General features: G+C 49.0%; 9 protein-coding genes. 4 read left to right on the top strand and 5 right to left on the bottom strand.

Translation table 11 applies throughout. The features are described 5' to 3' along the window. Window positions 1–247: 247 nt before the first annotated feature. A complete protein-coding gene (locus tag E1189_RS05750) occupies window positions 248–415 on the bottom strand; it encodes a hypothetical protein (protein ID WP_155159087.1) in 168 nt (55 codons plus the stop codon). Between the two features lie 178 nt (window positions 416–593). Here E1189_RS05750 and umuD point away from each other — a divergent pair, with 178 nt between their 5' ends. Both umuD and E1189_RS05740 read left to right on the top strand, forming a co-directional pair. After that, window positions 594–989 carry a translesion error-prone DNA polymerase V autoproteolytic subunit gene (umuD, locus tag E1189_RS05745; protein ID WP_155159086.1) on the top strand — a complete coding sequence of 132 codons (396 nt, stop codon included), beginning with the start codon at window positions 594–596 and terminating at the stop codon, window positions 987–989. Then, a complete protein-coding gene (locus E1189_RS05740) occupies window positions 986–2,287 on the top strand; it encodes a Y-family DNA polymerase (protein WP_155159085.1) in 1,302 nt (433 codons plus the stop codon). The genes umuD and E1189_RS05740 overlap by 4 nt, the downstream gene beginning before the upstream one ends. A 57-nt stretch (window positions 2,288–2,344) precedes the next feature. Here E1189_RS05740 and E1189_RS26195 read toward each other — a convergent pair whose 3' ends face one another. After that, entirely contained in the window at window positions 2,345–2,593 is a 249-nt protein-coding gene (locus tag E1189_RS26195) for an HNH endonuclease domain-containing protein (RefSeq protein WP_408014700.1), read from the bottom strand. Window positions 2,594–2,998: 405 nt separating this feature from the next. On the opposite strand from E1189_RS26195, the gene E1189_RS05730 reads away from it, so the two are divergent. Together E1189_RS05730 and E1189_RS05725 are read left to right on the top strand one after the other, a co-directional pair. Continuing rightward, entirely contained in the window at window positions 2,999–7,738 is a 4,740-nt protein-coding gene (locus tag E1189_RS05730; protein WP_196221243.1) for a DUF3320 domain-containing protein, read from the top strand. Between the two features lie 52 nt (window positions 7,739–7,790). Beyond that, window positions 7,791–7,955 (top strand): type II toxin-antitoxin system RelE/ParE family toxin, encoded by a 165-nt coding sequence (locus E1189_RS05725; protein WP_329601911.1) that lies wholly within the window; start codon window positions 7,791–7,793, stop codon window positions 7,953–7,955. Window positions 7,956–7,960: 5 nt separating this feature from the next. On the opposite strand, the gene E1189_RS05720 is transcribed toward E1189_RS05725, so the two are convergent. From E1189_RS05720 to E1189_RS05710, 3 genes are all read right to left on the bottom strand, one after another. Next, on the bottom strand, window positions 7,961–9,133 hold the full coding sequence (locus E1189_RS05720) for a cation:proton antiporter (RefSeq protein WP_155159083.1): 1,173 nt from the start codon (window positions 9,131–9,133) through the stop codon (window positions 7,961–7,963). 118 nt (window positions 9,134–9,251) lie between these two features. Beyond that, window positions 9,252–9,644, bottom strand: coding sequence for a DUF934 domain-containing protein (locus E1189_RS05715; protein WP_155159082.1), 393 nt, complete (start codon window positions 9,642–9,644; stop codon window positions 9,252–9,254). Then, window positions 9,625–11,289 (bottom strand): nitrite/sulfite reductase, encoded by a 1,665-nt coding sequence (locus tag E1189_RS05710; protein WP_155159081.1) that lies wholly within the window; start codon window positions 11,287–11,289, stop codon window positions 9,625–9,627. Before E1189_RS05710 ends, E1189_RS05715 begins: the two co-directional genes overlap by 20 nt. Between the last annotated feature and the right edge of the window lie 81 nt (window positions 11,290–11,370).

Genomic DNA, 11,370 nt, shown 5'->3' with positions numbered 1-11,370 from the left:
ATTGCCTGTAATGGAACACCATGCTTCCTGGATGCTGTACAGACCGACGCCAACTAATGGTGATGTCATGTGTACCTCCTTGCTTCCGTGATCAACTGAGCGGGTAAGTTAACCTCAGCATGGCGATAATGACAAGTCAATCGTCTTGCTGGTTATTTAGGGCACTTAAATTTTGCACATACAGGGGGGGAAGCACTCAGAAAGACATGAGTCCCGTGTCCAGCCCCCTTATACCTTCCCCCCTCGGTCAAGTGTCTGTGCCCCTGACAAGTACAGCTTTCTTAGGGGCGTCATCACTCGTCCCAAAGTGCTGAATGAAGGTGACTTCTGGCAGGTCACTGGCTGATGTTTTGTAGGCGCCACTCATCTTATTTAATTCTGCAATAGCGCTGATAGCTGCTCTGGCATCATGCATCCGAGACTGGCCACCGTCACCCACAACTAGGGAACTTGTGTTTTCCTTTTGGTTTCAGACAATTGCGTACCTTTCCTGTTTATCTGTTCCGAAGACAGAGATTGCTCTCTCCAGGTAACAACTTGAGTCTCTGTTCTCTGCGTATTACTGTATATAAAAACAGTTGACGGATAAGGTTATGGCACAGCAGTTATACCCGTTTTATGAAGCGCCGGCGGCCTGCGGCTTTCCCAGCCCGGCCGCGGACTATATGGAACAGCGTCTGTCTCTGGATGATTTGCTGGTGGAGCATCCAGCCGCCACCTTCTTTGCCAGAGCTCAGGGAGCTTCTATGGAAGGAGTGGGTATTTTTGATGGTGATATTCTGATTGTGGACCGCTCTCTGACGCCATCAACGGGGGATGTTGTGATGTGTCTGTTGGATGGCGAGCTGTGTATCAAAACTCTGAAGAAAACGTCTCACGCCACTGAGCTCCATAGCGCTAACGCGGCCTACACCCCCATTATTCTGAGTGACGGCCAGACCCTGGATGTCTGGGGGGTAGTGGTGCACGTGATTCACTCGCTGCGATGAAACAGCCTGCTACGGTGATTGCTCACTGTGATGCCAACAGCTTTTATTGCAGTTGTCATCGCGTTTTTGAGCCAGCCCTGCTTCGTATGCCCGTAGGGGTACTCTCTAATAATGACGGATGCGTGATTGCACGTACGCCAGAACTGAAAGCCATAGGTGTGGCGATGGGGACGCCATTCTTTCAGGTTCGGCGGCTGATGGAGCAGGGGCAGATTGCCATTCGCAGCAGCAATTATCCCCTCTATGGTGATATGTCGGAACGGTTCATGTCGGTGCTGGAAGGTTTTACGCCTGAGGTTGAGGTGTACAGCATTGATGAGGCGTTTTTGCGTTTTACTGGTTTCCCTGTAGAAAACTGGGAGGCACAGGGGCGCGCCATTCAACAGAAGGTAGGCCGATGGACAGGTCTGCCCATTGGTGTCGGTATTTCTACGACCAAGGTTCTGGCCAAGCTTGCGAACTATGCGGCAAAGCATTACCCGGCCACCGGTGGTGTAGTGGATCTGACAGACCCGGAGCGACAAAAACGGCTGATGGCGATTACACCGGTGGATGAGCTCTGGGGGATTGGGCGCAGGTTGGCCCCGCGGTTAAAAGAACAGGGGATTCTTACAGTACGTGATTTTGCCAACCTGGAGCCTTCTCAAGCCAAAAGGCAATACTCCGTGACCGAAGAGCGGCTTGTGCGTGAATTGCGGGGAGAGAATTGCCTGCCCTGGGATGAAGAGCAGGATGGTAATAAACACACCATTATGTGCAGTCGCTCCTTTGGGTTGCCCGTGTCGTCGGAAAAGGAAGTCTGGGAGGCGCTGGCAACCTATGTTTCCCGAGCCTGCGAAAAAATGCGTCGGCAGGGGAAGGCGGCTGCCAAAGCGCAACTGTTTTTACGGACGGATCCCTTTCGCAAAGATGATGGGCAATACCACGGCAGTCTTGTGTTGCAGATTCCACAGGCCAGTGCCAGTACCTCGATTTGGTTGCGGGAGACCCATAAAGGGTTGAAGCGGATATTCCGGGAGGGTTATCAGTACCGAAAGGCAGGATTTGTATTGCTGGATATTGGCTCTCAGACCACTGAGCAGGGTGACCTGTTTACTGTTCGCCCCCCATCACAGGAATCTTCAAAGCCGGAACTGACAGATGTACTGGACAGTATTAACAACCGTTTCGGAAACAATACGCTCAAAGTGGCTGCCAGTGGTAACAAGCCAGCCCGCTGGCATATGAAACAGAACTATTTGAGCCCGCGGTATACAACGCAGTGGAGCGATCTGGCAACAGTGCGATGTAAACTCTGACGAGGCTAACCCCACTCAGGCATCTGCTGCTCATGTTTCAAACACATCCCCCAGCGTTCATAGCCTGGGGACTGGTAGCCCTGTTCCCACCATTCCAAAATTCGGCCCTTGGATGCCAGCAATAACTCCCCCGGCAGGCAGCTTATTGCTTTTCTTGCTGTTGGCGGTTTTGGTTGCAGGCATCAAGTTCCACAAGTCATTGTTAGACCAGTTGGCATAGGGGAAGCAGTGATCCACTTCATATTTCTTGTGGGCCAGCGTGCTGCCCGTCTTCCCGCATCCTCTTGGCTGGTTCTGCTGTGACAATATCGAATCCAAGGCTGGAGTAGCTGGCTATGATCTTGCGATGTTGGCTGGTGGTTGATGCTGGCGCTGTCATCCGTGCAGGCTCGTTTGAGAACCTGGGTATCATCGCTAAAAATGCGATCGGAGTGAACGACAATTTGCTTTTAATTTCAGCATATTGGGTAAGAGGTAGGGTGAGGGCTTTTTTCGAAGGGAAGGGGGGGCTGATGCGAGGCAGTAGTTATCGCCTGAAGCTGCAAGTGATGTGCGTTGTTTAATGTGATTAGTTACCTATTTTGGCAGGTTGTCTGGGTATAGAGGATTAGCGGGTTCTACCGTAATATTATTGACAAAACCTAGTGTGAAAACTGTTGAAGTGCTATGCGCAAGACAGAAAATTTCCAGACAGAGATAATGACTCACTCCATGATGAATACAATCGAAAATCGACTTGATTTGGCGCGCAGAGAGCTGCTGGATATGGGGCTAAGAGCTAACCCCCTTCTAAACTTTCGGCCTGGCACCAAATCGCTCTCGATTATTGATGAGTTGAGTGATGCTGTATTTGATATATTAATCAGTCAGAAGAAACTCATGCGCTTTCTTCCTGTTCCAGAAGTGTATGAGGAGGAGCAAGCGAAAGCCTCTCTCCCTATAGACGACACTGATACCGTACAGGATAAGCTTCCCCCCCTTGCTGAATACTTAGAGGAGCAAGGGGGAGAGGGCCGGCATAACGATACCTGCCTGCAAACCAGCCTGTCTTCAGAAAAGCTCGATACCACTTTGCTACGTTTGGAAAATGAAGCCCACACCCTGCTTCAAGAGCAAGGTATTGAAGTTCTCTATCTGGCACTGGGCTTTCTCAAATGGTACGAGGATCCAAATTCATCAACACCACGACTAGCTCCACTTATTCTGGTTCCTGTCGAGCTGCGTCGCGGGTCTGCAAAAGATACGTTCTCTATTGCCTGGACAGAAGCAGATGCGGGGTCGAACTTGGCTCTTGCAGCAAAACTTAAAGGGGAATTCCGTGTAGAGCTGCCAGACATAGACGATGATGCAGACATCCCTGCCTACTTGGAAAACGTTCGTGAGGCTGTTTCAAAGCAGTCTCGCTGGGAAGTCAAAGAGAATGATATGGCTCTGGGGTTATTCTCATTTGGTAAGTTCCAAATGTATACAGACCTTGCCCCTGAGCATTGGCCAGAGGACAAGTCACCCGCTAATCACCAGATTGTTAAGAGCCTTTTTAGTGGTGGGTTTTCCAGCGATGCGGAGAGAGTCAGCAACGTTGAAAATCATCAGTATGTGAAAGAGCCAGAATCTCTTCAGCTGGTTAAAGATGCTGACTCCAGCCAAACAGCTGCCATTTTATCGGCTATAGAGGGAGCCAATCTGGTGATCCAGGGGCCTCCAGGAACTGGTAAATCCCAGACGATTACCAATATTATTTCCGAAGGTCTTGCCCGTGGGAAAAAAATCCTCTTTGTTGCTCAGAAAATGGCAGCACTGTCTGTCGTAAAGCAACGGCTGGATGAGTCCTGTCTGGGTGATGCTGTTTTGGAATTACACAGCCATAAGAGCACGAAAAAAGCTGTCCTTGATTCCTTGCAAACCACATTGGATCAAGGCAAACCTCAAACACCTTGCCGAGAGGATGAGTACGATCGCCTTCGAAACGTGCGCACTCAATTAAACAACTATGTAGAAGCTACAAAGAAGCCAATCCTGAATTCAGAGGAAAACTATATACAGGCTCTGGGGAAACAGCTTCGTGTGAGAGCTCACCAACAAAGCGCCGTTCTACCAGAGTTACCATTCCAGATTATGAATTCTTGGGATAGAGAAACTCTGGCAACAGCTAATCGCATAGTTGCCTCAATGGTTGCTCACATCGAAGAAAAAGGGCTGGCTGTGGATAACCCCTTTTCCGACTCTAAACGTACATCTCTTTCCCCTGTGGAACAGCATCAAATCGCGACATTGGCGAGTGCCTGTATAACCGCATTAAATACCATTACAGAATACAGCCGTAAACTTGCAGCCGATATGGCACTCCCCGTGGCAACAACACTTGCACAGGTTGAGGTTTTGCACCGTGCGGCGACACGTGCAGTTGATGCCCCAAAACTGGAGGGGATACAGCTCAATACAGACGACTGGCAGCAACGTCGTGATGCTATCCGCAAGTTGGTCAAGGCTGGCACCCTTATGCAAGGTGTTAAGAGGAAGCACCAGGAGAGATTTATCCCTCAAGCATGGGGGGCTGATGTATTGCACATTCGCCAAGGGTTAGCCGGAAGAGCAGACAAGTGGTGGCGTATATTTTCTGGTGAATACAGACGAGCTAAAGCCGCTTATCAGGGATTATGCAAAGGTGATCTGGAAGGAGCTGCAACGGATTGGCTCAACCATATTGATGACTTGTTGATATACCAGAACGAGCGAAGAACCTATGAGTCTCTGAAGAGACTGGGTGAAACGCTGTTTCAGGCCCAGTGGCAGCAGGAAGACTCTGACTGGGAAGTGCTGGAAACAATATCCTCCTGGCTGATCCATTTGTATGAAGAGATTGGCAAAGGTGATATCCCAGAAGGCATTACTCAGTTCTTACAAGGGCAAGGGGGAAGGTCACTTGCTGACTGGCAGCCACAGCTGGATCAACTGACTCGAAATGTTGGTGAGTTAACATCACACATCCATCAACTTATGGAAAAAATAGATGTCAAAGCTGGTCACCCTTTAAATGAATGCTTAACCATTAACTTCCTTGAAATGGATACATTCCTCACAGGTTGGCAGCAAGCAGAAAAGCTGTACGACATCGCACGATTCAATCAGCTGTGTGAGGAACTGGAAGTACTGGATTTAGGTGATTTGGCACACTGGAGTGCAGATTGGAGTCACACTCCCCAAGACCTTCTCCACACTCTAAATAACAGCTACTACAGTGGCTTGGTTAATGAAGCCTACAACAGTCATGCCGAGATTCGTCAGTTTGATCGTTTGACCCACGAGCGCTTACTGAAAGAGTTTTCGGATATAGATTCTTCATTGTTTGATTATGCGAAAGAAAGCCTAACCAGAAAAATTTATGACTCTTTGCCCAACAAAAATGCGCCTGGAGAGATGGACATTGTTCGCAGAGAAATGAATAAAAAACGGCGACACCTCGCTATTCGCCGTTTAATGTCTGAAGCTGGCAGCGTAATTCAACAGATCAAGCCTGTCTTTATGATGAGCCCCATGTCAGTGGCCACGTACTTACCACAGGGGCGTATTGAGTTTGATATGGTCGTTTTTGATGAAGCCAGTCAGATAACAGCACCAGACGCACTGGGGGCAATAGCCAGAGCGAAGCAAGTGATTGTTGTAGGTGATAGCAAACAGATGCCACCAACCAACTTTTTTGGCAGAGCTGTAGAGCTTGACGAAAATGAAGCTGACCAAAGTGCAACCGCTGATGTAGAAAGCATTCTTGGGCTCATGTCATCGAAAGGTGCACCGGAGTCTATGTTGCGCTGGCACTACCGTAGCCGCCATCACTCCCTTATAGCGGTATCCAATGCTGAATTTTATAACAATAAACTGATGGTCTTCCCAAGCCCGGGTATTCACCCCAGCGCAACAGGTTTAAAAATGAATCTGCTGGATACGACCTATGACAGAGGAGGCAGTCGAACAAATAAGATGGAAGCTCTGGCCATTGCAGAAGCTGTCATGGAGCACGCACGACACAAAGGTCATTTATCCCTCGGGGTTGTCGCATTCAGTACAGCCCAGCGGGACGCCATCATATTGGAGGTCGAACGCCTGAGAAGAGAATACTCCGATGTTGAAGAGTTTTTCGAGCGTCAGGAAGGAGACGAGTTCTTTATCAAGAACCTTGAAAATGTTCAGGGAGATGAACGAGATGTCATCTATATCAGTGTCGGGTATGGGCGGACAACAGCCGGCAATGTCAGTCAAAACTTTGGACCTTTGAATAAAGTAGGCGGCGAACGACGCCTGAATGTTTTGATCACCCGTGCCCGGATGGCTATGGAGGTTTTCTGTAACTTTACAGCAGATGACCTGAAAACTAATGCAGATTCCCCCCTCGGTATTCAGTCATTCAAAGCTTTCCTTAAATATGCAGAGACAGGAGAGCTGGAACAATCCAGAGAAACAGGTAAAGGGGCTGACTCTCCATTTGAAGAGGACGTGCATCGAGCTATAGAAAATCTGGGTTACCAGGTAGAGCCCCAGGTTGGCTGTAATGGCTTCTATATTGATCTCGCAGTACGTGACCCTGAAAAACCAGGGCGCTATATTCTGGCCGTCGAGTGTGATGGAGCAACATACCACAGCTCTGCTTCTGCAAGGGACCGTGATCGTATTCGTCAATCTGTACTGGAAGGCTTAGGCTGGCGTTTTCATCGAATCTGGAGCACTGACTGGTTCCGAAATGCTTCTGGCGAAATTACGCGCTTACAGGAGTCGATTGAGCAATCTGTAGCCTATTACAAAACACTTGAGCTAGAGCCTGAGGTCGTAAAGACCACAGTGCAACCAGCTCAGACTAAAGTTGAGATCGTAAGGGCTGAAGCTCCTGGAAAAATGCACACAGGGTTACCACCGTATCAGCAATTAGATGCTACTGAGTTGAGCTTGGCGGGGTGGGATAGTTTTGAAAAGATTGAGTCTGATAAAATAGAATCTGCCATCGAGAAAATTGTAGCGGCAGAAGGGCCTGTTCATTCTCATATACTGGCGACTCGCCTAACGCATGCTGCAGGATTTTCAAAAGTCGGAGTCAGGATCAGGCGTAAAATTGATCACCACCTTAGCTTGTTAGGGAAAAGGGGACACATCATCATTTCTGATGAGTTTGTGTCATCAACAGTTATTAGTAAACCTGTTTTACGAGATTGGAGCTTTTTAGATAACAAGCTGAAAAAACTGGAATATGTAAGCGATGATGAGCTGCGGGAGGTCGTTACCTTGACGGTTAAGGATGCCCACTCAATCACTTCAGGCGATTGCATTGCTGCGGCTTTGTCACTTATTGGATTTAAACGGGTGACGACGTCTGCTCGTGAACGGGGAGAGGCCATTATTGAGCAGCTGATTAACGATGGAACCCTGAAGCAACGTAATGATCGGTTTCAACTGGCAGATTAACAACTAATTCACAGCCCATTCTATGGTGGCCCCGAAAAAACAGTGCCGGTAAGTGCCCGGACCATTGCTTTGGGTACTTAAGGTTAACTACCGGTACTGGGTATTTGAAATAGAGCAGGGACTGGTTGATGCGGATTTTGGCGGTGCTGTTTACAAGAAACGTGTTCCTCTGCCAGGTAAGGGGAAGCTTGTTTCAAATTGGTTGGGGTTTAGCTGAAGCTATTAATCCCTTCGTAGTTTGTCTGATACAGCGATGGGCGATTCATAATTGAAAACCACCAAGTAAGATGAGAATAATAACGTGAGTATTGCCACTGCCTGAATGGTATGGGAGGCCACAGTATCAATCAGCCCCTGTGCGACTGCCACGCTGGCAATAAGCAATCCAAACTCACTGTTCTGTCCCAGTCGAACACCGACTTCCCACGCTGTTTTTCGCTTTTCACTCACTTTTCTCAGGAAAAACCAGAATACAGGTGGTTTGAGAGCCAGGCATACAACGGTGAGCACCAATCCGGGAAGAATAACTTCTGGCAACAGTGCGAGGTTAAAACTAGCCCCAACGGAGAAGAAGAACAGAATCAGGAAAAAGTCCCGTAAGGGTTTGAGGTTCATAGCTATGTACTGGGCAATAGGGCTGGTAGCAATGGATATCCCTGCAATGAAGGCTCCAATTTCAGCCGATAACCCGAGGCTGTGTGCCAGCTCTGCCAGTCCCAGGCACCAGCCGATAGCGAGGAGAAACATGTACTCGTGGAATCGGTCATAACGTGCCATAAGGGGGAGAAGTATGTAGCGCACCATTAACCATGCGCACAATGCGAGTGCGGGGAGTTTTGTTAATGTGCTGATAAGGGGGAGGATGCCATCATCATTCAGGTTGGCGCTGTTATAGAGTACAACGAGCATCATAATTGCCAGCAAATCCTGCAACAGCAGTAAACTGACCAATAGCTCGCCGGTGTGTTTGTGGTGCAGAACGGTGGTGGGTAACAGCTTGATGCCAATAATAGTGCTGGAGAACATCATAGTACCGCCAATCACCAGGCTTTCTGTGTCGGTAAAACCAAAGGCTTTGGCGCAAGCGAATCCTATTACGGCAAACACGATGGAGCTGAGTAAACCAACCGTAGCGGTTTTGCGCAGCATATGCATAAGGTGACTGGGTTGCATATCCAGCCCCAATAAAAAGAGCAGGAAGAGAATACCCGCATGGGAGATATCAGCCAGCAGACTGGTATCTGTCACCAGCCCTAAACCGGAAGGGCCGAAGATTCCCCCCAGTACTATGTAGGCGACAATGAGAGGCTGTCGTGTAGCAAGAGCCAGTGTTGCCAGAGCTGCTGCTCCAGTGAAGATCAGAAAGAACGAAAAGAATAAGGATCCAGAGTCCATGGGCTAAACCACTGAGTGACTGAAGTCAGTATATCGGTTTATACGTAGGGTGGAAGGGTGGACTGTGAAAAACCCTGTAGAATCAGGTTTGTTTCTACAGGGCTTGCTTTGACATGGGCTAAAGGCGTTTGAAAAGAGGCTCTTTACGATCCCAGGAAATCTGATAAGCCTCGGTAAAGGCCTTCAGGCACTGCTTTGCTGTTTCCTGTTTTGTGCCATCGGGCAGAGCAAAGCTGTTGAAGCCGCAGCGAGCCAGATAGTGCATTTGATCCGGCAAAAAATCACCTACTGCACGAATTTTTCCCTGATAATTCAAGCGCTCTCTCAACAGACGTGCCAGTGAAAAGCCCCGGCCGTCAGCAAAAGCATTGAAGTGAATGGCAATTACTTCGTAATTACCTGCAGTGTTTGCAATGTCGCTCAGTTCCGTATCGGTTTCGAGAGTGAGAGTGCTCGGGTCACTTTCAGACTCTGGGGTGTTTGTGAAAATCTCAGGCTGCAGGGCGTGCATAAACCACCTCCTTGAATGTACTCAGGCCTATGCGGCGGTATGTATTCAGGAAGCTTTCACCGTCCTGACGCTGTTGCAGGTAAGTCGTGAGAATGATCTCAATCACATCCGGCACATTTTCCTGCTTAAAAGACGGACCGATGATTTTACCCAACGATGCATCATGTCCGGCGGAGCCGCCCAGCATAATCTGGTAAAACTCTTCGCCTTTCTTATCGACACCCAGGATACCGATATTGCCAATATGGTGGTGGGCACAGGCATTCATGCAGCCGGAAATGTTCAGGCTGAGATCACCCAGATCGTGAAGGTAATCCAGGTCATCAAACTTACGCTGAATGGCTTCAGCCAGTGGAAGTGATTTGGCATTCGCCAGAGAACAGAAGTCACCACCGGGGCAGACGATCATATCAGATAGCAAACCTGCATTGGGTGCTGCAAGGCGGTGTTCGGATAACCGCTTCCAAAGGTTAAGCAATTGATCCTGACGAACATCGGCCAGCACCAGATTTTGTTCATGGGTTGAGCGCAGCTCGCCAAAGCTGAATTCATCTGCCAGCATGGCCAGATGATCCATCTGGGTTGCACTGATATCGCCGGGGGCAGCACCTGTATTTTTCAGGGTAATGGTAACAGCGGCATAACCGGGGACTTTGTGTTTGACGACATTGCGTACATACCAGTTTTTAAAGCTGCTATTGTGACTCAGGGCTTCCGTGAGTTGAACCGGGTCGTTTTGAAGAACTTCATAAGTCGGATCGATGAAATGCCCGGCTATACGTTCAATCTCTGTCTCGGTGAGGGTGGCAGGGCCATCTTTGATATGTGCCCACTCTTCTTCCACTCTGTCCCGGAAGGCGTCAATACCCAAAGCCTTAACCAGAATCTTTATACGAGCCTTGTATTTGTTATCTCGACGACCATAGCGGTTATACACCCGCAAAATAGCATCGAGATAAGTGAGTAGATGCTGCCAGGGCAGGAATTCACAAATGGTCGTACCGATAACGGGTGTACGCCCCAAACCTCCGCCGACAATCATCCGGAAGCCGGTTTCACCCTGATTATTTACACGCACATGGATGCCTATGTCGTGTAGCTGTACGGCGGCACGGTCGATTTCAGGGTTGCTGGTTACGGCAATCTTGAACTTCCGGGGCAGGAAGGCGAATTCCGGGTGCAGGGTTGACCACTGTCGGATGATTTCACACCAGGGGCGAGGATCTGTTTCTTCATCTTTGATAACCCCGGCATAAGGGTCCGTTGTCGTGTTGCGAATACAGTTGCCGCTGGTCTGGATGGCATGCATCTGCACACTGGCCAGCTCGGCGAGAATATCAGGTACCTGCTCCAGCTCCGGCCAGTTGTACTGAACATTCTGACGGGTGGTGAAGTGGGCGTAACCCTTATCGTAAAAACGGGCTATATACGCCAGTTTACGGAACTGGGTGGTGTTCATCAGACCGTAGGGTACGGCCACCCGTAGCATAGGAGCGAAACGCTGGACATAGAGGCCGTTCTGGAGACGAAGCGGCAGAAAGGCTTCTTCTGCTAATTCACCCGCAAGATAGCGTCGGGTCTGGTTACGGTACTGTTCGACGCGTTCATCGACAATACGTTGGTCGACTTCGTTGTAAACGTACATATTTTGTTCTTATGAAGATTCTTTATCGGCGAGGGTAAACTATCAGGCTCTCTATATTCTTAAAAGTAATATTTGGTCATA

The organism is Parendozoicomonas verongulae (genome assembly GCF_009711465.1).
Lineage (GTDB): Bacteria > Pseudomonadota > Gammaproteobacteria > Pseudomonadales > Endozoicomonadaceae > Sansalvadorimonas > Sansalvadorimonas verongulae.
The sequence above is the reverse complement of the archived record's forward strand: the minus strand, read 5'-3'. Positions and strand labels throughout refer to the sequence as shown.

Excerpts from the sequence above, each read along its gene's own strand:
- E1189_RS05750 (WP_155159087.1), bottom strand. The coding sequence starts at position 415 with ATGCATGATGCCAGAGCAGCTATCAGCGCTATTGCAGAATTAAATAAG.
- umuD (WP_155159086.1), top strand. The coding sequence starts at position 594 with ATGGCACAGCAGTTATACCCGTTTTATGAAGCGCCGGCGGCCTGCGGC.
- E1189_RS05740 (WP_155159085.1), top strand. The coding sequence starts at position 986 with ATGAAACAGCCTGCTACGGTGATTGCTCACTGTGATGCCAACAGCTTT.
- E1189_RS05730 (WP_196221243.1), top strand. The coding sequence starts at position 2,999 with ATGATGAATACAATCGAAAATCGACTTGATTTGGCGCGCAGAGAGCTG.
- E1189_RS05720 (WP_155159083.1), bottom strand. The coding sequence starts at position 9,133 with ATGGACTCTGGATCCTTATTCTTTTCGTTCTTTCTGATCTTCACTGGA.
- E1189_RS05715 (WP_155159082.1), bottom strand. The coding sequence starts at position 9,644 with ATGCACGCCCTGCAGCCTGAGATTTTCACAAACACCCCAGAGTCTGAA.
- E1189_RS05710 (WP_155159081.1), bottom strand. The coding sequence starts at position 11,289 with ATGTACGTTTACAACGAAGTCGACCAACGTATTGTCGATGAACGCGTC.